Origin of the sequence: Paenibacillus canaveralius, from assembly GCF_047238265.1 — a bacterium.
Classification (GTDB): Bacteria; Bacillota; Bacilli; order Paenibacillales; family NBRC-103111; genus Paenibacillus_F.
In genome coordinates, this window is sequence record NZ_JBDFMM010000001.1 from 931,206 (window position 1) to 954,637 (window position 23,432).

Here is a 23,432-nt window from a genome sequence, read left to right on the forward strand (position 1 = left end):
TAGTATATCAAACATTAGTTCTAGAAAATAGCTATTTATTCCTTTCTTACAAATAGTTAAAAATACGCATATACGAATTTAACCTTGTTTTCATACGCATAAGCGTTTATAATTTGTTTTACCAGATTCCTCCAACAAATTTGAATATTTATATCTGCCTTTTTCTAAGGATGTGAAACTTCATGACAAAAAAAGACGGATAGGTGACAATCCAAGCAGATCATCGACAAAATTTTATTGGTAAAATTTATTTTAGAAGGACGTAATCAACCATTTTATAGATTTTATGTAATTTATAAAAAATTCACCGACTATCAAGAGGGGGATGAACGAAGTGGATTTGCTGGTCTTTGTACATAAAGCCGAGAAATGTAAAGATTACCTTGCGGATTTGCTGCTTCTTTCCAAAAAAGTGAAGTTGACCGAGTTTGTCGATTTTAACTCCGCTCTCCAGCTGGTCAAGAAGGCGCGCTACAAACTGATCGTATTTCTTACATTCGAGTCGGCTTTTCCGAAAGCCTGGAACGTAAACGAGCTGCGAATCAACAGCCCACTGCTCGCATTGGCCGGAGCGGATAAAATCAGCTTGTCTTCCTTAATATCTTTGATTGATATGGTGGCCCAGAATGAAGAAGTTTCCCATGATAACCGGCTTTTCGCGGAATCATTGGCCTACATTGACGAAAACATATGCGAGAACGATCTGAATCTCGAAAAAGTCGCTTCGCAAATTTATGTAAGCCGGTGCCACTATTCCCGGATGTTCCAGAAGTATGTGGGAACGGGCTTCAAAGAATATGTGATGAATAAACGGATCCAGAAGGCGAAGCTTTTGCTGCAAAGGGGAGAGCCCGTCACCGATGTTTGTTTTTCGGTAGGCTATAACGATTTGACTCACTTCGGCAGAATTTTCAAGAGAAAGGTGGGGGTGAACCCGTCCGTCTACAGATTGAGCAAAGCCGCTTCACAATAGAACTAAAGGGAGGGAAATGACGAAAGCAGGCAAGTCGTTATTGACAAACGCGTTAACCGTTTCAGCCATACGAAAAGCGGAGGAGATGGGTCCATGCAAGTTGTTGCCGCCATATCCGGCATAGGGGCATTCCTAGCGGTGCTTGCTCCCTTCGTTTATCTGAAAGCTTTTCACCGCAGCATCCCGAAGATGGTCGCCAAATTTCCGATCACGCACAATGTCCATTACGACCGCAAATTTCCGCAGATTCTAAGGGCTTTTTTGTCCGGGAGCAACTGGGCTTTAAAACCGGTACCGGGAACGCTCAGGCTGCGCTACAGATTGGAATCGAGTTTCGAGCCGTTCTACAAAGGATTCGCTTACGAAGGGACCGGCATGGGACTTGGCGTAAAATCGGCTTTATTCCCGTCGAGCGGAAAACGTTTCGAAGCCTACATTCATCAGCTTTCGCCGGGATATTTGTACCAGTACTATGTGGGACTCGGATGGTATCTCACGATCCGCCACGGCTTCCGGTACCGGGCATACAAGCGCTGGATGAGGCAGCTCCATCCAAGATACGCGCCCATTGTGTTCGACGGAGTCGGATTTAAAACGGCCTTATTTCATTATAAGAAAAATAAACAGATAATTCAGAAATTTCGACATTTTCCGTTCTCCTGCCAGCGCGTCTGTTATCAGGGGTTAGGCAGGTGTTTATGGTTTTTGACGGAATTCGATTTACAAAAAACGGCTGCCGAACTGGAAAATTTGCCTGCTGAATTCAGAAACGATGCATATAGTGGAGTAGGGCTGGCGGCCGCCTACAGCTTTTTTGACGAGATTGCGTTCGCCGCCCGAACGGATAAACAAATTCCCGTACAATACCGGCCCGCTTTCCGGCAGGGGCTTGCCTTCGGCTGGGAAGCGCGCCGCCTGCAGGACCCCGTCTACTGGGATGAACAATTGGAGAAACACACCTTTCCTGTCATTCTTACCGTCACCGGATTTGTGGACCGCGTCCACGAGGCCGTGCAGACTGATGGGGCATGACGATACGGAAGCGGATTATTACTTGAGATGGATGGATACCGTGCGGAACCTGCTTAAGGAAGAATAGCCCGTAACCGCAGCGGGAGCTGCCGGTGCAAAAGGAGAGATGGCATGCGTACGAAAAAGCTCGTGAATACCCGGGACCTTTCTTACGGGGAATGGCTGGCCTGGCGGAGACAAGGAATCGGCGGCAGCGATGCGGCAGCCGTGTGCGGAGCGGACAAATGGAAATCCGCTCTGGAAGTTTACCTGGATAAAACCGGAGAACTGCCTCCTGCGGAAGAGAAGGAAGCGATGAGGCTCGGCAGGAAGCTCAAAGATTTTATCGCGCGGGAATTTACGGACCGGACCGGACACAGGGTGATGCGAAGAAACTCGATCTTTCAGCACCCGGAGCACTCTTTTATGCTGGCCGGCCTGGATCGCTGGGTGATTGGCTCTCAAGCGGGTCTTTTATGCAAATCCGCCGGCGAATTCAGCAAAGAGGAATGGGAGGACGGCCGGGTTCCCGCGAGAATCGATTTTCAGTGCCAGCACTATATGGCCGTTACGGGCGCGGACCACTGGTGGGTAGCCGTTCTGATCGGCGGCAACAAATTCCGTACGGTCCGTCTGGAGCGCAGCGAGGAAAGGATCAAGGAGCTTATCGAAAAGGAAACCGTATTTTGGAACGGGCATGTTCTGAAAAAAAGACCGCCGGCCTTCGACGGAACGGACGCATCGTCCGATCTGCTGAACCGGCTGTATCCGCCGGTGGCGAGCCGGAGCTCTTCCGTGCCCCTGACGGAAGAAGCGGAACGCTGGATCGGGCAGTACCGGCAGGGAGCGGAAGAGGAAAGGGCGGCTGCGCTGCGCAAAACCGAGGCGGAAAATAAGCTCAAGGGACTTCTGGGTGAACACGAGCAGGGCACGGTAGGGAACTACAAAGTGGAATGGAAAAGCATTAACCGGAAATCGGCCCGGTCCGCTCCTTACAGGCGGTTTCAGATTTCAACCATTTCGAAGTAACGGAGGAATTATATGCGCAACGAATTAAACACGCATCTGCGTTCGGTCGTATCCTGGCGGGATTACCGGATCGATCCGAGATACTTCATTCTGGCGTTCCTGAGCAGCTTTGCGATAGCCGGGCAGGTGTATCTGGGCTTTTTCCAGAAGTGGGATGCGGTTCTTGTGTCCGTTTTTTGTACCATGGGAACGGAAGTCATTTTGAACCGGCTGAGAAATAAAACGTGGATATTTCCGCTCAGCGCCCTGATCACGGGAATCGGTGTCTCTCTTCTGCTCAGCTCCAATCAGCTGTGGGCTTACGCGCTTACAGCCGTTATCGCGATCGCGCTGAAATATGCCATCCGGTTCAAAGGCGGGCATATTTTCAATCCCAACAACGTGGCGATGGTCATCATGCTTTACTCCCTGCCCCAATATGCGGTGAGTACCCCTAAGCAGTGGACGAACGGCATCGGCGTCATGATTGTGATCTTGTCCCTGGGCATCGTGGTATGCTACATTGCCAACCGGTTCGACGCGGTGCTTGCTTTTCTGGGGAGCTTTACGCTGTTTGCGTTCGTGCGGCATTTCTTCTTCGGAGCGCCTTTGTTTGCGGCACTGGGGCCTCTTATGGGCGCTTCCCTTCAGCTTTTTGCCTTCTTTATGATCACGGATCCCAAATCCACGCCTGCGACAAGGAGCGCCCGCATCGGGTTTGCTTTCTTAGTGGCTCTGCTGGATGCTATTTTCCGGATCAACCGGATCCCGAATCCGCAGTTTTACGCCCTGTTCCTCGTGTGCCTGGTCCTCATCATTCCATACCGGCTGTGGGCTGCCCGCAAAACGGAGCCGGGGTCGGGACCGGGTCTGACGGCAAACTCTTAATCGGACGACAAACCCTTATATAGAAGAGGGAAGACGGAAAAAGACGACCTGGCAGTTAATTCTACAAAAGAGGTGAGCTCCATGTGCCTGAACGGGACATGCGGGAGGGCTTTTAACGGCAAAGAGGGGACAGGCTGCGGCAGACACTGCGCCAACCTCCAAGCGGAAGCCTTTTCTAATGAAGGAACGGAATGTACGAGTGATAAACGGGTAAAAGGGACAACCGGTCACGTTGAAGAGCAGCGAAACCGGATGACGCCAAGCCGTACGGAAGATCAGCCGGAGATTAGGGAACGAAGGGGCGAAGGGAATCCGGAGAAAAGCGGCCGTCTGCCGGCCGATCATTTACCGTCGAGATACTTTCTGCGCACGGGATATTTTAAGTACTGGGACTTTTGGGACCATTTCCGTTAAAGGGCGGATCAAACCGGGTAGATAGTCAGACCACCTATACGAAAAAGACATGGACGGGACAAGCTCCTCCGTTTTTGTCTTTTTTTATTTATTCAAAGAAAAACAAACATAAAAATAACTATTCAAAAATAAATAAAGATATGATACTATATAATAAAAGAAAACAAAACTAAACAAAGCAAACCAATACTCGTTCAATTCCTGAGGAGGAGCACAATATGACGGCAAATTTATGGGATGCGGAAATCGCGGTAGGCGTTAAGAAAGGCTTGGACGAACTGGTATATCGTTCGAATCTGCTCGGGTTTGACCGTACGGTCGCCAACTGGGGCGGCGGCAACACTTCGGCCAAGACGACAATCACGGATTTTCGCGGGCGGGAAATCGAGGTGATGTGGGTAAAAGGCAGCGGCTCGGACCTTGCGTCCATGAAAGCGGAAAATTTCACGGGTCTGCGCTTGGACGATATTCGTCCGCTGATAGAGCGGAAAGAAATGAGCGACGAAGAAATGGTCGCCTATCTGGGTCACTGCATGGTGGACAGCCGGCACCCGCGGGCTTCGATCGAAACGCTGCTGCATGCGTTTCTTCCTTTTAAACATGTCGATCATACGCATCCCGATGCCATCATCGCCCTCTGCTGCGCGGATAACGGCAAAGAGCTGGCGCGCGAAATTTACGGAGACCGTTTTGTCTGGGTGCCGTATGTGCGTCCCGGTTTTACCTTGTCGAAAATGATCGCCGAAGGCGTACGCGGCAACCCGGATGCCGAGCTTGTCCTGATGGAGAAGCACGGCCTGGTCACCTGGGGAGAAACGTCGGCGGCCTGCTACAAGAAGACGATCGAGATTATCTCGGAGGCGGAAAACTTCATCGAAGCGCGTGCGAACCGCGCTGTGATGTTTGGCGGCGCGAAGTATGAAGCGCTGACGGAAACCGCGCGCCGGGAAGTTCTGGCGCAGGTACTGCCTGTCATCCGCGGAGCTGTCGGCGGAGAAAAGCAAATGCTGTTGACGGCCGATGCCGGAGAAGACGTGCTGGCTTTCGTGAACAGCCGGGATGCGCAGGTGCTCTCCCAGGTAGGGGCGGCCTGTCCGGACCATCTCGTTCATACGAAAATGAAGCCGCTCTACGTGGATTGGAACCCCGCCGATGCGGATGTTTCGGCCCTTATCGAAGCGCTGAAGACCGGCATCGCCGCCTACAAGGAAGAGTACGAGGCTTACTTCGAACGGAACAAGAATGAAGGAGACGTGATGTTCGAGGCGGCGCCGAGAGTAATTCTGATTCCCGGACTCGGGATGGTGAATACGGGCAAAAGTGGGGCGATGGCCCAAGTCAGCGGAGCCCTTTACCACCGTGCCATCGCCGTGATGAAAGGCGCGACGGCTCTCGGAAACTTCGTTTCGCTGAGTGAAAACGAATCCTATAACGTGGAATACTGGCCGCTGGAGCTGTACAAACTGACTCTCGCTCCCGCGGAAGCCGAATTTTCCCGGAAAGTGGCGTTCATCACCGGCGGAGCCGGAGGCATCGGCGGCGCGGCTGCCCGCGAACTGCTGAAGGGCGGCGCCCACGTCGTGCTGGCCGACCTGAATCTGGAGGGAGCGCAGACGCTGGCGGCGGAGCTTAACGGACAGTACGGGCAAGGACGCGTGATAGCCGCCGCAATGGACGTTACGCGGGAAGAACAGGTCGCGGAAGCGTATAAGGAGACCATCCTTGCCTTCGGCGGGGTGGATATCATCGTGAACAATGCCGGCCTGGCGACATCGAGTCCTTTTGAAGATACAACCCTTAAAGAATGGAACCTGAACATGAGCGTGCTGGGAACGGGCTATTTTCTCGTGGCGAGGGAAGCGTTCAAGATCATGAAGGCACAGGCAACCGGCGGCAGCATGGTATTCGTCGGCTCCAAAAATTCCGTATATGCGGGCAAGAACGCATCCGCCTACAGCACGGCCAAAGCCGCCGAAATCCACTTGGCCCGCTGCATTGCCGCCGAAGGAGGCGCCTACGGCATCCGCGTCAATTCGGTGCTGCCGGACGCCGTGCTTCAAGGCTCCGCCATCTGGAATTCCGGCTGGCGCAGCGAACGCGCCGCCGCTTACGGCATCGAGCCGGACCAGCTGGAGGAGTATTACCGGAAGCGGACGACGCTGCTCGTGAACGTTTATCCGCACGATATCGCGGAAGCGATCGCCTACTTCGCTTCGTCGAAATCGGAGAAGACGACCGGCTGCATGCTCACCGTGGACGGCGGCGTTCCGGCGGCGTTCACGCGATAGCCGGAGGAAGGGGCGGCTCGCCGCATTCGGGCGGCATACCGTGACGCAGCTCGTCGCATGCGGACGGGACGCCGCACAGGCTGACGCAACTCGCCTTATGCGGACGGGCACCGTACAGGCTGGCGCAACTCGCCGTATGCGGACGGGCGCCGTACCGGTTGACGCAGCTCGTCGCATGCGACGGGACGCCGTACCGGTTGACGCAACTCGCCGTATGCGGACGGGACGTCGCACAGACTGACGCAGCTCGTCGCATACGGACGGGCACCGTACCGGCTGACGCAACTCGTCGCATGCGACGGGACGTCGCACAGGCTGACGCAGCTCGCCGTATGCGGACGGGCACCGTACAGGCTGGCGCAGCTCGCCGTATATGAACGGGACGCCGCACGAATTAATGCTGCCGCCCCGTCCATAAGGCCGCCCGTCCGGGCCTGCCTGCGCCAAGGGCCGTCCCATGCCGTTTGTCTAGTCCCTTTCCGCGCGATCGCGCGATATTGTACAATAAAAGAAACAGAGGCGGGACCGGACCCCGGCTGCTTTATTTCTTACCGCAGCAGAACACGGCGGACCCGCCTCCGCAAGAATGGAACGATGAAATGAGGATGCACGATGCTTGTAGCGGAAAGATGGCAGAAAATTACCGCGCTGGTCAATGAAAGAGGCAGCATACGGGTGACGGAACTCAGCGAGTTCTGCGGAGTCACCGAGGAGACGATCCGCCGCGATCTCGACAAGCTGGAGAGCGAAGGCCGGCTGATGCGCAGCCACGGCGGAGCGGTTCGCGTGGGCGAGTCCCAGCCCGAGATCCCGTTCAAGGAACGGGAGACGGTGCACGCGGACCTCAAGCGGAGCATCGCCAGAGAAGCCGTCCGGTATATCCGGGAGAACGACCGGATTATTCTCGATGCGAGCACGACGGCTTGGTACATGGCGCAAATTTTGCCCGACGAACCGCTGACGGTGCTGACCAACTCGATCCAGGTGGCCCTGGAACTCAGCTCCAAGGAGAAAATTCAGGTCGTTTCCACGGGAGGTCGTCTTCTTCCGCAGTCGCTCTCTTACGCGGGTCCGCTGGCCGAACGCTCCCTGGATACGTACCACGTCGATAAAGCGTTCCTGTCGTGCAAAGGCGTGCACGCGGCGCGGGGCATCTCCGAATCGAGCGAGCTGCAGGCACTGGTCAAAGCCAAGATGATCGCCATCTCCGACGAAGTCTTTTTGCTGGCGGACCACAGCAAGTTCGGCCTGCAGTCGTTTGCCCACGTCGCTTCATGGGAGGGGATTGGTCATGTCATTACCGATTCGTCGACGGATGCGGCAAGCTTGGAAACCCTTCGCGAGAAAGGCGTAAAGGTTACCCGGCTGTCCTGAGCTCCCGTGTGAGTCTTTCTGCCCGTTCCTCCTACTTGTCGCGGGACCGGAACGGGCTTTTTTTAACCCGCTGAGACGTGTTTCTACTATTATAAGAGAACGCTTTCATTCGAAAAGAGGCGATTCATCATGAAGGTTTCCTTATTCATCACTTGTCTGAGCGATCTCGTGTATCCGCGGGTCGGGCAGGCGATGGTGCGTCTGCTCGCCAGGCACGGCATAGAGGTTCATTTCCCGGACGTGCAGACCTGCTGCGGACAGCCGGCTTTTAACAGCGGCTACTGGGACGATGCGCGGAAGTCTGCCCGGACTTTGCTGGAAGCGTTTGACGACAGCGACTTTGTCCTGTCGCCTTCCGGGTCGTGCACGGGCATGGTTCGGCACTATTATCCGAAGCTGTTTCAGGACGATCCGGAGACTGCTTGCCAAGGCGGAAGCCCTGGGAGAAAAAACGTACGAGTTTACGCAATTTCTCGTCGGCGTGCTGGGCGTTACGGATCTCGGGGCGGTATTTCCCCGCAAGGTAACGTACCATCCGTCCTGCCACGGTTCACGGCTGCTTGGCATCAAAGATGAACCGGCCTCTCTCCTGGAACATGTGCGGGGCCTTGAGCTTATTCCGCTGCCCCATGCGGAGGACTGCTGCGGATTCGGTGGCACGTTTGCCGTCAAAATGAGCGACATATCGGGCGCGATGGTCACGGAGAAATCCGATCATGTTTTGGAAACGGAAGCGGAGGTGCTCGTCGGTCTCGACATGGGCTGCCTCATGAACATATCCGGCAGTCTGCTGCATAGAGGCAAACCGGTTAAGGTGATGCATCTGGCGGAACTTTTGGAGGAGGGAGTGAGACGGGCCGATGAGCGTATCTAACAGTGGAAGCAGTGCGGGGGGAAGTGTGAAAGACCGTGCGAAAATCGCGCTAAACAATGATTTCCTGCGGAAAGCCGTCAAGTTCACGACCGAGCGTCTGAAAACCGGCAAATTGACCGCGGCCGCCGAGCAGGGCAACTGGGAAGAATGGCGGGAACGCGGGCGCCAGATCCGTCTGCATACGATCGCCCATCTCGATTATTACCTCGGCGCTTTTGTGGAAAATGCGAGGGCACAGGGTGTTCACGTGCATTTTGCGGACACGGCGGAGGAGGCGGTGTCGATTACGATGGAAATCGCCAGGCACAAAAAAGCGAAGAGCGTCGTAAAGTCCAAATCCATGGTGTCCGAAGAAATTCACATCAACCGGGCACTTGAAGAGCTCGGCATTGAAGCCGTAGAGACGGACCTCGGCGAGTATATTATCCAGCTTGCGGGCGAAGCGCCGTCGCATATCATCATTCCCGCGATTCACAAAAACCGCTACCAGATCGCGGAACTGCTGTCGGAAGAGGCAGGCGAAACGCTGCCGCCCGATACGGCCGTGCTCGCGGGCTTCGTGCGCCGCAAGCTGCGGGAGAAGTTTCTGGAGGCGGACATCGGCATGACCGGCTGCAATTTCGCCGTCGCCGAGACCGGCTCCATCGTTCTCTTCGAGAACGAAGGCAACGGCCGGATGGTCAGCACCGTCCCCAAGACGCAGATCACCTTCATGGGAATGGAGCGCATCGTTCCGACGCTGGACGATCTGGAGGTCATGGCGACGCTGCTGCCGCGCTCGGCCACCGGCCAGAAGCTGACCGTGTACATGTCGGTCATCACGGGACCGAGAAGAGAGCCGGACGGGGACGGGCCGGAGGAGATGCATGTCATCATCCTGGACAACGGGCGCTCGCTTCAGCTCGGTGACCCGGATTTCCAGGAGCTGCTGAACTGCATCCGCTGCGGCGCCTGTCTGAACGCCTGCCCGGTCTACCGGCACATCGGCGGGCATGCGTACGGCGGCACTTACAGCGGCCCGATCGGGGCCGTCCTGACCCCGGCGCTCAACCAGAACACGGCCGAGTGGGACGACATCGCGAGCGCATCCACCTTGTGCGGCGCCTGCTATGAGGCTTGCCCGGTCAAAATTCCGCTGCACGACATGCTCGTTTATTTGCGCAGCCGCAAAGTGGAGAAGGGCCATGGGGATGCGGCGGAGAAGGCGGGCATGTCCGCTTTCGGCTATATCATGTCCGATGCGAGGCGCCTGCGGCGGATTGCGGCGCTGGGCAGGTTCGGCCAGCGGTTCGTCGCCCGCGGCGGCGTGATCAAAGCGAGAATCGGTCCGCTCAAGGGCTGGACCACGCACCGCTATGCCCCGGCGCTTCCGCCGAAGACATTCCGGGAGGACTGGAAAAGCCTCGCCGAAGAAGCCGCCGGAAGCCTGCCGGAGATGGACCCGGGCGTGAAGAGCCGCATGGAGCGGATTCTGGACGCCCGCCGGAAAGGAGGCGGCCGTCATGAGTAAATCGGACGCCGATTTCCTGAACAGGCTGGAAGCCGAGTCCAGGCGGAAGCAGGAGGCATTCTTCGGCGGAATAGCGTCCCGGCTCGGACGTCCCCGGATAACGGAGCGCCCGGCCAGACCGTTCCAGGGGGCGCCCGATTTCTGGAACGCCGTAGATCCCGGTGAAGAGGCGCGCATCCGCCTCTTTATGGACAACTGGCGCAAGGCGGGCGGCCATGCCGAGAAGCTGTCCTCCATGGAGGAGGCGTGCGCTTTCGTGCGGAGGTTGATCCGTGACCTGGAGGCTAGGCGGGTCATTCTCCAGGATCAGCGGGAGCTGGATGCGATAGCGGCGGGATTGGAAACTGCGGAGGGGCTGCACCGCGTGACGGTCTGGAATACGGAGCATGCCTCGGACGAGGAGAAGGAGACGTGGCTGGCAGACGCGGCCGGGGCCGATATCGGGCTTGTGGCCGCCGACTGCGCCGCGGCTCATACCGGCACGGTCGTGCTGATGTCCTCTCCCCGCAAAGGCAGAAGCGTCAGCCTGCTGCCGGCCGTCCTGGTGGCGGTGATCCCGGCCAGCCGGGTGAAAATGCGCCTCGGCGAGGTGCTTCGTCCGCTTGACGGGCTGGCGGCTGCGGAACGGCCGGCCGGAATCCACTTCGTGTCGGGTCCGAGCCGCTCCGCGGATATTGAGAACGACCTGACCATCGGCGTGCACGGTCCGGGTATCGTCTATGCGCTTGTGGTGGAAGACTGCTAGTGTCTTTCGTCCTGCCGGAACGGGTTGCAGCCTGATTGCCCAACGGACGACAACGCCGTGTAAATCAACTGCCGCTGGTTGCGGCAGTGCCTATACCGTTTCTCTTTTGCTGCCGCTGCGAGCTAGAGACCGGAAACGTTTCATTTTGCCGCATAGATCCCTGCGTCGTCAGTCTGCAGTGACGCCTGAGCGCAAAAAAATGCCGCCCCTCAAAAAGGGACGGTATTTTTCGCATCCGGCGTTATTTCGCCACCGGAACGGCGTTCAGATATTCTTCCATCGTCGTGTTCTTCGCCTTGATGTCTTTGGCCATCTGGATGCCTACATAACGCAGGTGCCACGGCTCGTACTGATAGCCGGTGACGGATTCTTTGCCTTTCGGATAGCGGATGATAAACCCGTATTCGTGGGCATGATCTTCCAGCCACTTGGCTTCGGGCGTTCCGCCGAAACAGTCTTCGGCCGCACATTTGCCCGTGCTGCCCGCCACGTCTATGGCCAGTCCCGTTTCATGCTCGCTGTGTCCCGGAACGGCGCTGTATTTCTTGGCCGCGTCCTCGCCGTCCTTTTGTACGTAACGGTTGAAGAGGGTTGTCTGCGTGGAGTGGGAACGGTAAGCGGACACGCCGGCCAGCGGCGTTCCGGCTTTCTTGGCCGCGTCGAACATATTCTCCAGCGCGCCGGCCGCTTCTTTGCGCATCATGCGCTTTTCGATTTTTTCGGCGAATACAAAATTCACACTCGGGTATACCAGATCGGAAGGTTTGTACGTGTCCGGAAGTTTGAATTGTTTGTTAACCAGCACGGTCATGCTTTCCGGCTTAGCGGCAACCTGCTCCGCGCCACCCGTTCCTTTGCCCGTTCCGGTCCCTTTGGGGGTGGAAGACGGTGTCGGCGAAGTCGTCGGCTTGCTCGTGTTTTCCGGTGCTGCGGACGGACTTGCGGAAGGCGAAGTTACCGCTGACGTACCCGGAGTCGAGGTGGCGGACGGGGAAGCCCCGCCCGTTTCCTTGCTGTTCTCGCAGCCTGCGAAAAGCGCGACGGCGGAAGCCAGGATCAGAAGCCGGGTGATTCTTTTTTTCGGGGTCATGGTAGTTCCTCCTTGAATTAAAAAAGGGCGCATCCTTATGCGGGACGGGCCCGGAATACAACACGTTTTATTATACCTTAAGCGGATTGAAAAACCCAACGCGGGCAATTGTGACTAAGCGGTGAAAACACTATCATCTTCTCATTTCATTCGCTACAATGGGGGTAACAAGAAGGGGGGCAGCAGCTATGATGGTCGCATCTCTGATTATCGGCCTGGCTTTGGCGGGCCTGATTTTATGGGCAACGATTTGGATCACCAACAAGGCGTACTCCAGGAAATGGGAAAACCCCGACGAGGATTGAATCCCGGCGTATCCGGAGTTCCCGCACGAAGACCGGCTCTGCCGTCCGGGGCAAGGGCTTTTCGTTTCATGCGCTACCCGTAAAAGAGAGAGAAGGCCAGCAGCAGTTGCCGGGGATAAGCCGGATGTGACGGAGCGGACGCCTTCTTTGCTCTTTCAATTTTTCCGCTTTCCAACCATCGCTTTCATCTCCTCCATAAAGGGTTATGCTTATATTCGCTCTTTTCGCTCGAAAGGTTCCGTATACTTAAAGACAGAAGAAGTACATCTAACACGAAAACCCACTGACCGGTATATTCATCCGGTTCCAGCCTCCGTATAGGTTGCCATTTTCCAATATAAACCGTTTCTGGCGTTTCACATCTCTCCGTTTCGGGTTAACTCCAAATAGGGCAGGATTTCTTCAATTTCCTCCTTTATACAAATTTTTGTCTTTGCTTCCTTTGAAAGCTGTATTATAATCGTTCATGTTTGTTATTAACGAGGTGGAGAGAGAGAGGAGAAATCGTGTGAAGAACAAATTTTGGATGTCTGTACTCGTATTGCTTTTGACTTTTACTGTCGTATTGGCGGGGTGTGGCAAGAAAGAATCACCAAAAACGGCTTTGGAGGAATCCTTTACCACTGCTTCATCCATGAACAGTGCGGATTTCAACATGAATATGACCTTGAACCTGGATTTCCCGGAATCCGCGCTTAATGCGGATCCGAATCTGGCGATGGGAGCCAATTTACTGAAAAACCTGGATCTTACGGCTAAAGGCGTTTACCAGGCCGATCCTATGCAGATGGAAATGACGCTGGAGGCTAACCTCAAAGGCGATATGCCGATGAAGATTTCTCTGCCTATGGTCATGACCAAAGACAAGATGTATGTGAAGGTTCCGAACATTCCGATTCTGCCTATTCCGAAAGACGCCGTAGGTAAATACATCGTGGTGGATGTCAACGAGCTGAACCAGACGACGGAAGGCAAAGTGAACGTGAATGCCATCGACGTGAAGAAACAACAGGAGTTCGGTCAAGACGCGATGAAAATCTTTACGACCAACTTTGACGAAAAAACGTACTTTGTCGATGTCGACAAGAAAAACGCGGGACTTCCCGAGAACGTAGACGCGAAGCAGGTCGTGAAATTCCAGATCACCAACGAGAACCTGGAACCTGCCATCAAGACGATTGTCGAGAAGGTAGCTCCACAGCTTCTGGATCTCGTATCCAGCGACAAGTATAAAGACATGCTTCAAGTCGATCCGGCCGAAATCGAGAAGGCGAAGAAAGAACTTGCCGCCGGTTCGAGTAAGGAAGATACCCAGAAGGCGATCGATGAGCTGAAAAAAGTGCTGAAAATCAACGATTTCAACATTTTGACGGCCATCAATAAAGATAAATTCCCGGCTTATCAGGAAATTAACGCGAACCTGGACATCACAGATGAAAAGCAGGGTACGATCAAAGTCGGTACGAAAATCAAAACCGAGTACAGCAACATCAACCAGAAGGCTAACCTGCAGCCTCTTCCTACCGATACATTGACGATCGAACAATTCTCGCAAAAAATGCAAGCTTCCGGTATGCAGTAATCGCACGGATAGGCAAGAAAAATCCCCGGATTCCTCCAAGGAATCCGGGGATTTTTGCGTTTCCGCCGTTACCGGCACGGCATGGGAAAAACCGGCTGTACGGGAAGGGGCGCCCGAGCCGGCCGTTTTTTTACCGGGAAGCGGAACCGTCGTTAAACAGCTTGTACGAATAATCCATAATCAGGACCATGGCGGCCCGCTGCTCGTCCGTTTTGGCCAATAGGCAGTGACGCCTCCAATCCAGGAAACGGATGGCGGCTTCACGGCTGCCTTCCTGGGCTCTCCGCCAGGTATCTTCGATTTCCTCAATCGACGGAATGACCTGATGCCTCCGGTAAAAGCCGACCGTCCGGGAAATGGAGGACCAGTCAAACATCATATGAGGCCCTCATAACGTCTCATCCTCAACCTGCCGTTCGAAACCGGACCAGAACTGAAAAGGGAGACCGAAAAGCAGCATGAGAGTCCCCCACCAGACAAACGGGTTCCACAATTCCGGTTCGCGGCTGAACAGGCCGTAGAGGCACAAGATTAATCCGTGCAGCAAAAAGATGTATCCGGCCAGGCGGCACAGGTCATGTTCTTTTTTCGGTGCGTGCTTCATCGTGTCTACCTCCTTCGCCTGGCGGTCCGTTTCGTATGGAAAGTCCGGACGACTTTTTTACCGTACCCTGTATTACCTCCGGTCCTTTTAAAGGAAACAGCGATATCGGTCACAAAGTCCGGGCGGGAGGACGTTTTTGGGAGCAAGAAGGATTATATGGAGCTATTTTTACGAAAAAGGGGGTCTGGGCGGCGTTTACGCTCGTATATGAAGAAGGAGAGAGCTTGCTTCTTGCGGAGCGGTTTTCTATGATACAGGTGTACTTATAACCCTTACAGAGAAACGAGGCGGGCCATTTTGAAAATCGGATTGAGCTCTTACAGTTTGTACCGTGCCATCAAAGCCGGGGAGTTGGACTACGTCAGTGCGTTGGATTGGATCGCGGCTAACGGCGGAGAACATATGGAAGTCGTTCCGCTTGAAATCGATTTTACGAAAGAACCTCAGCTTGTCAAAAGCATCAAGGAAAAAGCGCAGGCTCTGGGCATCGAGCTTTCCAATTATGCGATCGGAGCCAACTTCCTGACCGAGAATGACGGCGCTTACGAGGAAGAAATTTCCCGCGTAAAACGGGAAGTCGATGTAGCGGCCGAGCTGGGCGTCAAGCTGATGCGCCATGATGTGGCCCGCCATGAAGACGTTTCCATCCGCACGTTCAACGCCAATCTGGACCGCATGATCGAAGCGTGCCGGACGATTGCGGACTATGCCGCGCAGTACGGGATTACGACCAGTATCGAAAATCACGGCTATCTGGTGCAGGCGAGCGACCGGGTGCTTACCGTCGTCCAAGGCGTGGACCGCCCGAACTTCAAGACAACGCTGGACATCGGCAACTTTATGTGTGCGGATGAAAATCCCGTCGCTTCCGTGCAGAAAAATCTGCCGTTTGCTTCCATTGTACATATCAAAGATTTCTATCTCCGCCCTTCGTACCGGAATCCGGGAGAAGGCTGGTTTAAGACTACGGCAGGCAACTACCTCCGGGGTGCCATTGCCGGACAGGGCGATATCGACATGTGGGAAGTGCTCCGTCTCGTGAAGCGTTCCGGTTTCGACGGCTATCTGTCCATCGAATTCGAAGGCATGGAGGAATGCAAACAAGGCTCCAAAATCGCCATGGATAACGTGAAACGGATCTGGGCGGAAGTCTAGGCGCTGCTTCCTCTACAGAGCCTTGCAGAGACTATAGAAGAAGCGCTCTCCTCGTTTGAAGGGGACGCTTCTATGCGGTTTGCCGGAAGGGAACAGGGAACTTTTTCTGAATAAGGAGAAGTTCTTTTTCATTTTCCGGGGAGGAGGAAACTGCTATACTAAGGACAGAGTTTGTCCGGATAGTAAGGAAAACCGATGATTTGAGGTGCGCTTGGAAATGAATAAGTATTTGGAACTGCTTAAAGATATTAAGGAAAACGGAACCCGCAAAGAAGATCGCACGGGGACCGGCACGATTTCCGTGTTCGGGCGTCAGATGCGGATGAATTTGGCGGAAGGCTTTCCGCTTTTAACGACTAAAAAACTTCATATGCGCTCGATTATCCACGAGCTGTTGTGGTTTCTGAAAGGTGAAACGAACATTCAGTATTTACACGACAATGGCGTCACCATATGGGACGAATGGGCCGACGAGGACGGCAATCTGGGCCGTGTATACGGCGCCCAGTGGCGCACTTGGCAGGCGCCGGACGGCCGGACTATCGACCAGATTACGCAAGTGATCGATCAGATTAAGACCAATCCGGATTCCCGCAGGCATCTCGTCAGTGCCTGGAACGTCGCGGAGGTCAATCAGATGGCCCTTCCGCCCTGCCACTACGCTTTCCAGTTCTATGTGGCGGACGGCAAGCTGTCGTGCATGTTCCAGATGCGTTCGGTAGATACGTTCCTCGGATTGCCGTTCAATCTGGCCTCCTACGCCCTGCTTACGCATATGGTCGCGCAGCAGTGCGATCTTGAAGTGGGGGACCTTGTATGGACCGGCGGGGATGTGCATATTTATTTGAACCACCTGGAGCAGGTGGAGAAGCAGTTTGCGAGAGAGCCGTTTCCGTTGCCGAAGCTTGAAATCAAGCGCAAGCCGGATTCTATTTTCGATTACGCGTATGAAGATTTCGAATTTGTCGGCTACCAGTCGCATCCCGGCATTAAGGCTCCGATCGCGATTTGATTGGGAGGCATGTCCGCGGAGCAAGTTTCGGACCGGTTACGAACGGAAAATAGGGTGATTCCGGAACGGCCGCTAGGCCCTCCCGGATTGCCAGAAGAGGTGTTGAGCAAGTGAGTATTTCCTTTATTTTTGCGATGGACCGCAACAACGCGATCGGGATCGACAACAGACTGCCGTGGCATCTGCCCGCGGATTTGAAATATTTTAAAAAAATGACGACCGGTCATCCGATTCTGATGGGACGGAAGACGTACGATTCAATCGGTCGCCCGCTGCCGAATCGTGAAAATATTGTTCTGACCCGGCAAAGCGGCTTTGAAGCCGAAGGCTGCACGGTCGTGCATAGCGTGGAAGAAGTGCTGGAACGTTACACGGAAGGGGAGGTTTTCGTAATCGGCGGAACGGAAGTGTTCCTGCTGTTCTGGCCTCACGTCGACAAATTGTACGTGACGTTTATCGACGATACCTTCGAAGCCGATACATTCTTTCCGGAGATCGATCCCGGCGAATGGACGCTTGTTTCCGACGAGCCCGGTATCCGGGACGAGAAGAATCCGTATGACTATACGTTCCGGGTGTACGACCGGGCGAAGGCGAAGTAACAGCCGAAACCGCCCGTGCCGGAATCGGATGAAATCCGGATGCGGGATGCCGAAGCCGATGCACAAAAAAAGCAGTGGGCGTCCGGCGCGGTAACAGGGGAGGTCCGGCTGTGAGGCTTAGTGATCCGCCGATACCGCACGGAAAGGCCGTCGCCAACGGATGAAAGCAACCTTGGGGATAACAGGCTTATTTCCCCAAGAGTCCACATCGACGGGGAGGTTTCGTACCTCAATGCCGGCTCATCACATCCTGGGGCGGAAGCAGGTTCCAAGAGTGGGCGTTCTGCAGGCCGGTAACCAGGGAATACGCGGGCCGGTAAGCAGGGGAGTCGCAGGCCGGTAATTCATGTGTCTGGTGCTGCCGGGGATTCTTGCCGGAGTTCCTTCCACAAACCGCAACACAACCGTCCCGGCAGCTTACATAAGCCGGGAAAGCTGAACGGGGGAGTTAAGAGTGGGGCAACCGAGTTTACGGATCGGCATGATCGGACTGGATACTTCCCATGCCGTCGAATTTACGAAACTGCTCAACGATCCGGGGCATTCCTGGCATGTGCCGGGGGGCCGGGTCGTGGTCGCCTATCCGGGCGGCTCCGAAGATTTCGAGCTGAGCCGTTCCCGCGTGGAGGGGTTCACCGCGAAGCTCCGGGATGAGTTCGGCGTGGAAATCGCCGATTCTCCCGCGGCCGTTGCGGCGGCTTGCGACGCCATTCTGCTCGAATCGGCGGACGGCCGGGTACACGCCGAGCAGTTCCGGCAGATCGCTCCTTACAGCAAGCCGGTGTTCGTCGACAAGCCGCTGGCCGTCAGCTTGCGGGATGCCCGCGAAATCGCTGACCTGGCCGAGCGGCACGGCGCCGCGCTCCTGAGCAGCTCGTCCCTCCGCTTCGCCGAAGGCTTGACGGAAGCGCTGCGTGCTCAGGAGATGGGAGCGGTCACCGGGGCCGACTGCTTCGGCCCGCTGGCGCTGGAACCGACGCAGCCCGGCCTGTTCTGGTACGGCATCCACATGGTGGAGATGCTGTACGCCGCTCTTGGCCCGGGCTGCGTGCACGTCACGGCGGCAGCGGGGGAGTCGCACGAGGTCGTCGTCGGCGTCTGGTCCGACGGACGCATCGGGACCGTGCGCGGCAGCCGCCGGGGCAGTCCCGCGTTCGGCGCGGTGGTACACCGCGAGCGGGGGAGCCGCGCGGTTGATATTTCCGCGGACGCGAAGCCGTTCTACGCGAGCCTGCTTGAGCGCGTCATGGAGCTATTCCGCGGCGGCCAGCCGGCAGTCGACAGGCGGGAGACGCTCGAGGTGATCCGCTTCATCGAAGCGGCGAACGAGAGCCGCGAGACGGGGCAGCGGGTCCTGCTGTAGGCGGAGACTCGCCTCTAAGGCGCTGCGTCTTGTGCGGCGCCCTGCCGCTCCCCATCGTCCTGAGGCAGCACTGGCCATTTCCAGCGTCCTGGGACGTCTCGCTTAGCCGCAGGCAGCACAGGCCGTCTCCAGCGCCCCGAAGCGTCTCGCTTAGCCTGAGGCAGCCCTGGCCGTCTCCGACGTCCCGAAGCGTCCCGCTTAGCCTGAGGCAGCCCTGGCCGCCGCCCAGCCTTCGCCGGTCCGCGAGACGCGTCGCAAAAAAAGACCGGAACCGCCAATACAGGGGTTCCGGTCTTTTAAAGTTCAATTAAAAAAGCTGCGGAATCAACATTCCCGCAGCTTTTTCTGTTTCCGCCCGGCTGTTCTCGCTTAGGCGCGCTTTCTGAACAGGCTGAGCAGCAGGGAAGCCGCGCTCAGTACCACAGCGGCAATCGACAGATACAGCGGCGTATTGCTCGCCGAAGCGCCCGCCTGCTGGGCCGGAGCTGCCGTGGCGCCGCCCGCCGCGCTTGTGTTGCCGTGGCTGTCCGTGCTTCCGCCGGCCGGTTTAGCGGCAACCTTCGTTACGGAAGCGGGTTTGTCCGAGCCTTCGGCGCCGGTCCACTCGACTACGCTGCCGTCCTGGTAAGTCTGGTAAGCCTTCCAGACGATGGAAGTGGCGTTGTCGGCAACCTTGCCCTGCATGTTGAATTCGCCGAATTCGGTTTTGGTCAGACCGCCGTTTTCCGCAGTCCAGGTTACGCCCGTGATTTTATCGGCTCCGTCTTTGGCAATTTCATATTTCCAGCCCGGTTTTGGCTCGAAACGCGAGACGGACACAGCATCGACCGGAAATTTCACTTCGATTTTGGTAGTCGGCACGTCTTTTTCCGTCGGGACGCGAACCGTAAATTTCTGATAGGAACCCGCCGTCGCTTCGGCAGGATTAACGGTAACGTGGGCGCTGGCCACACCGGCAAAGAGCATCAAGCCGGCTACGACGGCAGCCGCTTGTATTTTTAGCTTGTTCATAATTAGACTCCCCTTCTCTCGCAATCTTGTAGTACTTCTACTGTACCCAAAGCGGGCGGGAGAAAGTATGACTCAACTGGGCTATTTTTGCCCGTTAGTTATGATCTTTTCGTGACATGCCGTGTTTGACGGCGTAGGCGGTAAGCTGGACGCGGTTATCCATACCGAGTTTTTCAAAAATATTTTTCATGTGGTTCTTCACGGTGTTCTCCGAAATGAGCAGCTTTTCCGCGATTTGCCGGTTGTTGTAGCCTTCGGCGACGTAGAGGACGATTTCATGCTCGCGGGCGGTAAGCTGCGGCAGAGGCTGGCCGGAGGCGGCGGGTGTCCCCGACGGGCGGAAGCGCCGCATGAGACGGTCCGCCATCTGGCGGGCCACCTGGGAATTGTCGTCGAGCAGGGCGTGCAGGTAGCTGAGCCACTCGTCGGGGTCCATATTTTTGAGCAGATAGCCTTGTGCCCCGAACTGGACGGCCGTGAACAGATCGGCCACATCGTCCGACACCGTCAGGATAACGATGCGGATGTGGGGATAGCGCTGTTTGATCTGGCGGGTCGCCTCCAGGCCGTTCACGGGGCTCATATGGATATCCATGAGCACCACATCCGGCTGCAGGTTGCCGCAGAGGGCGATCGCTTCCTCGCCGTTATAGGCTTCACCGACGACGGTGAATGAAGAATCGTCTTCCAGCAGGCTCTGGATAGCTTGGCGGGCTAGCGGGTGATCATCCGCGATGAGAACGCGATAGCAGGTCTCTGACATGAGGTTTCCTCCTTGCTGAAGTGACGGACAGCTCCGTTCCGTTTTCGGGCGAAGACTGAAGTTCCCATGAGGCTCCGAGCTCGGCGGCCCGCTTGCGCATCATGGTCAGGCCGTAACGGTGCCGCTGGGATTCTTCTTCCGCGAATCCGACTCCGTTGTCGGCGATTTTGAGCGACCAGTCCGGGCCGTTCGTTTCCAGGTCGATAGAAGCCTGGGTCGCGCGCGAATGCTTGCGGATGTTGGTGAAAGCTTCCTGGATGATGGCGAAAATCTGCACTTCTTCGGCAGCCGTAAGAACTTTGTCGGCCGCCCGCAAATTTTGTACGGTTTCAATACCGGTCAGCACTTCCCAGTCCTGGAGCCACTTGCCGATACGCAGAGAGAAGGAGGTCCCTTCCTCGGGCAGGGTCCGGAGATTGAAAATCGCCTGCCGGAGATGATGGTCGATTTCGGAGACGGCGGCCTTGGCTTCCTCCGTCTTTCCCTGCTTCAGCTTCACGTTGATAAAAAACAGCGTCTGGGCGAGATTGTCGTGCAGTCCCCCTTGCGAGCCGTTCGCGTTCTTCATAGACGGCGCGTTTGGACGTTTCGCGGGCCAGGCGGTTATTGGTACGCTCAATGCTGCGGAACATCCAGGTGGCGAACACGTAGGAGACGAGGAGAGTAAGGAACGTAATGTACCAGTTTCCGGTTTCCATGGACATATAGCTCAGCATGAATTCATGCCGGATAAACTCGAATCCTCCGATAAACAGGGCAGGGGTCAAAGCGGCCAGCCATTTGAGGGTTTTAAGCGACATAACAGCCCGTCCTTTGCATAAATAATGGTTCTTGTCCTAACGGATGTACCCAATATACCGTAACGTGTCCGGAGCAACAAGGCGAGAGAAATTTTCCTCTTCACAGTCCGCGACTTTTCGGAGAAACTTTCGTCTAATAAGTTTAGCGCCCTTTTCCCGCCGGAAAATCTGCCTGCGGGCAAAGCAAAACCGGCCCCTCGGGTCAAAGGGCCGGCTGCGGGTCAGTCAATAGAGCATTTCCCGTAAGGAAGCTCCTTTATTAATCGTTTGAGAGGGCAGGGCCGCGTAACAGAACGGATCGCTCTCTTCCTCCACAACTTCAATCATGAGAATGTGTTCGATCGGAAGAAGTACGTTATTCATCTTAATGAGACCGAACTGTTCGTAATGATTGGAAATGACACCGGTAATGGTATCATTGCCGCAGCTGACTTTAACTTTCTGCTTCTGGTATATGAGTATATCAAACATAAATAAACTCACCTCTCTATTAAGATATGACAAGTCTTCTGTGATATTCGTCACACCATTTTTAAAAAAGTAAGCACATTAAATTTAATTAAAGACAATTTAAAGATTTGTCTTTAAATGAAGTCTTTCGTTAAAATAGAGAAAGAATGTAAACGCCTACAATACACAATTGCCGAAGTACGTGCTTATCGCAGCGGAAATCCGGCCAGGGACAAGGAGGATGTACACCGTGGAAATAAATCGCCCCCCCAGCCGGGACGAAATCGTGATCGGACTCATCGGTCCGGAAGAGCTTCTGGAGAAGGCGGAGGAGACGATCAAGGCGTTTCCTTCTTTTCATCCTTTGTCTTTAAAATGGGAAGGAGAGCCGAACGGCCTTCCGGACGTCCAGCGTCTCGGCGAGCAGGCCGAGGTGCTGCTTTTTACGGACCCGGACACATTCCGCGTCGCCAGACAGAGCGTGACGTTCCGGATTCCGGCGCATTATGTGCCTCTGACGGGCACCGGCTTGTACCGGGCACTCTACCTGGCGGGGCGTACCGGATCTCCCGGGAAATTGACCGTGGACGGACTGACGGAGCCGGTCGTAGCCAAGGCACTGAGGGAGCTCGGAGAAAACGGCATGGACGTGATCTGCTACGGCGGCCAGGGTGAAGGCACTCTGCAGGAACTGCTTCACTTCCACCGGGCGGGAGCGTCCGAAGACACCGTCGCCCTGACGGGAATGAAGGCCGTTGCGGAGGCTCTGACGAAGGAGGGGCTGCGGAGCGAATGGATCGCGCCGACCGGGCACGACATGACGATTTCGCTCCAGCGCGCGCTGCTGTCCACGGAAACCCGGCGGAGCAAGGAAGGCCAGATCGTCATCGGGTTTATCAACATCGACGGATTCGAACGGCTGGCCGCCAGGTCGGGCTCCGAGCACGAAGTGCAGCGGATGAAGCTGGATCTTCACCGGATCGTGCTGGATTATGTCGAACATCTCGACGGGTATCTGAACACGCTCGGCGGAGACGAGTTTCTGTTTATGACGACGAGAGGGATATTCGAGCGGGAGACGGGCGGCTACAAATCGATTCCGCTGGCCAAAGATTTGTCGCTCATGCACGATCTCACGCTGAGCATCGGCATCGGCTTCGGCCGTTCCGCCAACGAAGCGGGCACGCATGCGCGTCTCGCCCTGCGGCGCTCCAAAGATGCGGGGGGCAACATCACGTTCATCGTGCGCGAAGACCGCAGCGTCATCGGTCCGCTGGAGATGACGGAGCCCAACCGCTTCGATCTGTCTCTGCTTGACGCCGAGCTGATCAAGGAAGCGGGCAGAGCGGGCATGACGCCCGCCTATCTGAGCCGGCTGGTCGCCTACGTGACCCGCTTCGGCAAGCTCGATTATACGGCGCAGGAGTTGTCCGCCATATTGGACGTGACGGTGCGCAGCACCCACCGGTTCCTGCTGGCCTGGCAGGATGCCGGGCTTGTCGACGTCATCGGCGAAGAACGCGGCGTTTCCAAAGGACGCCCGAAGCAGATATTCCGCCTAGGCTTCCTTCAGGAGCGAATCCGCTCGTAACGGCGGACGTGACCGGGAG

The 23,432-nt window shown here is 55.8% G+C and carries 19 protein-coding genes, 2 pseudogenes and 1 other annotated feature; of the genes and pseudogenes, 14 read left to right on the forward strand and 7 right to left on the reverse strand.

The genetic code is table 11. The features are described from left to right. Nucleotides 1-325 precede the first annotated feature (325 nt). From ABC395_RS04255 to ABC395_RS04295, 9 genes and pseudogenes are all read left to right on the forward strand, one after another. A complete protein-coding gene (locus tag ABC395_RS04255) occupies nt 326-973 on the forward strand; it encodes a helix-turn-helix transcriptional regulator (RefSeq protein WP_413000971.1) in 648 nt (215 codons plus the stop codon). 93 nt (nt 974-1,066) lie between these two features. Then, nucleotides 1,067-2,005 (forward strand): DUF1702 family protein, encoded by a 939-nt coding sequence (locus tag ABC395_RS04260; protein WP_413000973.1) that lies wholly within the window; start codon nt 1,067-1,069, stop codon nt 2,003-2,005. Between the two features lie 111 nt (nt 2,006-2,116). Continuing rightward, nucleotides 2,117-3,013, forward strand: a complete 897-nt coding sequence (locus ABC395_RS04265) for a YqaJ viral recombinase family nuclease (RefSeq protein ID WP_413000975.1) — start codon at nt 2,117-2,119, stop codon at nt 3,011-3,013. A gap of 12 nt (nt 3,014-3,025) precedes the next feature. Further along, the gene (locus ABC395_RS04270; RefSeq protein WP_413000977.1) at nt 3,026-3,880 is read left to right on the forward strand and encodes an RnfABCDGE type electron transport complex subunit D; all 855 of its coding nucleotides are present in this window, start codon (nt 3,026-3,028) and stop codon (nt 3,878-3,880) included. A gap of 632 nt (nt 3,881-4,512) precedes the next feature. After that, nucleotides 4,513-6,582, forward strand: a complete 2,070-nt coding sequence (locus tag ABC395_RS04275; protein ID WP_413000978.1) for a bifunctional aldolase/short-chain dehydrogenase — start codon at nt 4,513-4,515, stop codon at nt 6,580-6,582. Nucleotides 6,583-7,194: 612 nt separating this feature from the next. Next, entirely contained in the window at nt 7,195-7,956 is a 762-nt protein-coding gene (locus ABC395_RS04280; RefSeq protein ID WP_413000979.1) for a DeoR/GlpR family DNA-binding transcription regulator, read from the forward strand. Nucleotides 7,957-8,085: 129 nt separating this feature from the next. Next, nucleotides 8,086-8,830, forward strand: a pseudogene (locus ABC395_RS04285) ((Fe-S)-binding protein). Further along, complete coding sequence (locus ABC395_RS04290) at nt 8,817-10,340, forward strand: LutB/LldF family L-lactate oxidation iron-sulfur protein (protein WP_413000980.1); 1,524 nt, start codon at nt 8,817-8,819, stop codon at nt 10,338-10,340. The pseudogene ABC395_RS04285 and the gene ABC395_RS04290 overlap by 14 nt, the downstream one beginning before the upstream one ends. Continuing rightward, entirely contained in the window at nt 10,333-11,085 is a 753-nt protein-coding gene (locus ABC395_RS04295; protein ID WP_413000982.1) for a LutC/YkgG family protein, read from the forward strand. The genes ABC395_RS04290 and ABC395_RS04295 overlap by 8 nt, the downstream gene beginning before the upstream one ends. 241 nt (nt 11,086-11,326) lie before the next feature. Here the strand turns inward: ABC395_RS04295 and ABC395_RS04300 are convergent, their stop codons facing one another. After that, the gene (locus ABC395_RS04300; protein WP_413000984.1) at nt 11,327-12,175 is read right to left on the reverse strand and encodes a M15 family metallopeptidase; all 849 of its coding nucleotides are present in this window, start codon (nt 12,173-12,175) and stop codon (nt 11,327-11,329) included. Between the two features lie 813 nt (nt 12,176-12,988). Between ABC395_RS04300 and ABC395_RS04305 the strand changes: the two genes are divergently transcribed. After that, a complete protein-coding gene (locus ABC395_RS04305; RefSeq protein ID WP_413000986.1) occupies nt 12,989-14,062 on the forward strand; it encodes a hypothetical protein in 1,074 nt (357 codons plus the stop codon). Nucleotides 14,063-14,192: 130 nt separating this feature from the next. Here the strand turns inward: ABC395_RS04305 and ABC395_RS04310 are convergent, their stop codons facing one another. Together ABC395_RS04310 and ABC395_RS04315 are read right to left on the reverse strand one after the other, a co-directional pair. Continuing rightward, entirely contained in the window at nt 14,193-14,441 is a 249-nt protein-coding gene (locus ABC395_RS04310; protein ID WP_413000988.1) for a hypothetical protein, read from the reverse strand. A 9-nt stretch (nt 14,442-14,450) separates the two neighbouring features. Beyond that, complete coding sequence (locus tag ABC395_RS04315) at nt 14,451-14,666, reverse strand: hypothetical protein (protein ID WP_413000990.1); 216 nt, start codon at nt 14,664-14,666, stop codon at nt 14,451-14,453. Between the two features lie 297 nt (nt 14,667-14,963). Between ABC395_RS04315 and ABC395_RS04320 the strand changes: the two genes are divergently transcribed. From ABC395_RS04320 to ABC395_RS04330, 3 genes are all read left to right on the forward strand, one after another. Then, nucleotides 14,964-15,821, forward strand: coding sequence for a sugar phosphate isomerase/epimerase family protein (locus tag ABC395_RS04320; protein ID WP_413000992.1), 858 nt, complete (start codon nt 14,964-14,966; stop codon nt 15,819-15,821). Between the two features lie 217 nt (nt 15,822-16,038). Further along, the gene (gene thyA, locus ABC395_RS04325) at nt 16,039-16,833 is read left to right on the forward strand and encodes a thymidylate synthase (RefSeq protein ID WP_413000993.1); all 795 of its coding nucleotides are present in this window, start codon (nt 16,039-16,041) and stop codon (nt 16,831-16,833) included. Between the two features lie 548 nt (nt 16,834-17,381). After that, nucleotides 17,382-17,777 (forward strand) — a sequence feature (23S ribosomal RNA rRNA prediction is too short). A 112-nt stretch (nt 17,778-17,889) separates the two neighbouring features. Next, nucleotides 17,890-18,798, forward strand: a complete 909-nt coding sequence (locus ABC395_RS04330; RefSeq protein WP_413000995.1) for a Gfo/Idh/MocA family protein — start codon at nt 17,890-17,892, stop codon at nt 18,796-18,798. Nucleotides 18,799-19,167: 369 nt separating this feature from the next. Here the strand turns inward: ABC395_RS04330 and ABC395_RS04335 are convergent, their stop codons facing one another. The 4 genes and pseudogenes from ABC395_RS04335 to ABC395_RS04350 all read right to left on the reverse strand — a co-directional run bounded on the left by ABC395_RS04335 (nt 19,168) and on the right by ABC395_RS04350 (nt 21,843). Further along, the gene (locus ABC395_RS04335; RefSeq protein ID WP_413000997.1) at nt 19,168-19,809 is read right to left on the reverse strand and encodes a YcnI family copper-binding membrane protein; all 642 of its coding nucleotides are present in this window, start codon (nt 19,807-19,809) and stop codon (nt 19,168-19,170) included. A gap of 94 nt (nt 19,810-19,903) precedes the next feature. Continuing rightward, nucleotides 19,904-20,572 (reverse strand): response regulator, encoded by a 669-nt coding sequence (locus ABC395_RS04340; RefSeq protein ID WP_413000999.1) that lies wholly within the window; start codon nt 20,570-20,572, stop codon nt 19,904-19,906. Next, nucleotides 20,535-21,372 (reverse strand): annotated as a pseudogene (locus ABC395_RS04345) (sensor histidine kinase). The gene ABC395_RS04340 and the pseudogene ABC395_RS04345 overlap by 38 nt, the downstream one beginning before the upstream one ends. Nucleotides 21,373-21,597: 225 nt before the next feature. Further along, entirely contained in the window at nt 21,598-21,843 is a 246-nt protein-coding gene (locus ABC395_RS04350; protein WP_413001001.1) for a hypothetical protein, read from the reverse strand. 229 nt (nt 21,844-22,072) lie between these two features. Between ABC395_RS04350 and ABC395_RS04355 the strand changes: the two genes are divergently transcribed. Next, nucleotides 22,073-23,413 (forward strand): helix-turn-helix domain-containing protein, encoded by a 1,341-nt coding sequence (locus ABC395_RS04355; RefSeq protein WP_413001003.1) that lies wholly within the window; start codon nt 22,073-22,075, stop codon nt 23,411-23,413. Nucleotides 23,414-23,432 lie beyond the last annotated feature (19 nt).

Bases quoted from the DNA above. Each gene is read 5' to 3' on its own strand.
- ABC395_RS04340 (WP_413000999.1), bottom strand. From the start codon at position 20,572: ATGTCAGAGACCTGCTATCGCGTTCTCATCGCGGATGATCACCCGCTA.
- ABC395_RS04290 (WP_413000980.1), top strand. From the start codon at position 8,817: ATGAGCGTATCTAACAGTGGAAGCAGTGCGGGGGGAAGTGTGAAAGAC.
- ABC395_RS04295 (WP_413000982.1), top strand. From the start codon at position 10,333: ATGAGTAAATCGGACGCCGATTTCCTGAACAGGCTGGAAGCCGAGTCC.
- ABC395_RS04260 (WP_413000973.1), top strand. From the start codon at position 1,067: ATGCAAGTTGTTGCCGCCATATCCGGCATAGGGGCATTCCTAGCGGTG.
- ABC395_RS04350 (WP_413001001.1), bottom strand. From the start codon at position 21,843: ATGTTTGATATACTCATATACCAGAAGCAGAAAGTTAAAGTCAGCTGC.
- ABC395_RS04255 (WP_413000971.1), top strand. From the start codon at position 326: ATGAACGAAGTGGATTTGCTGGTCTTTGTACATAAAGCCGAGAAATGT.
- ABC395_RS04265 (WP_413000975.1), top strand. From the start codon at position 2,117: ATGCGTACGAAAAAGCTCGTGAATACCCGGGACCTTTCTTACGGGGAA.
- ABC395_RS04315 (WP_413000990.1), bottom strand. From the start codon at position 14,666: ATGAAGCACGCACCGAAAAAAGAACATGACCTGTGCCGCCTGGCCGGA.
- ABC395_RS04300 (WP_413000984.1), bottom strand. From the start codon at position 12,175: ATGACCCCGAAAAAAAGAATCACCCGGCTTCTGATCCTGGCTTCCGCC.
- thyA (WP_413000993.1), top strand. From the start codon at position 16,039: ATGAATAAGTATTTGGAACTGCTTAAAGATATTAAGGAAAACGGAACC.
- ABC395_RS04275 (WP_413000978.1), top strand. From the start codon at position 4,513: ATGACGGCAAATTTATGGGATGCGGAAATCGCGGTAGGCGTTAAGAAA.
- ABC395_RS04310 (WP_413000988.1), bottom strand. From the start codon at position 14,441: ATGATGTTTGACTGGTCCTCCATTTCCCGGACGGTCGGCTTTTACCGG.
- ABC395_RS04335 (WP_413000997.1), bottom strand. From the start codon at position 19,809: ATGAACAAGCTAAAAATACAAGCGGCTGCCGTCGTAGCCGGCTTGATG.
- ABC395_RS04270 (WP_413000977.1), top strand. From the start codon at position 3,026: ATGCGCAACGAATTAAACACGCATCTGCGTTCGGTCGTATCCTGGCGG.
- ABC395_RS04280 (WP_413000979.1), top strand. From the start codon at position 7,195: ATGCTTGTAGCGGAAAGATGGCAGAAAATTACCGCGCTGGTCAATGAA.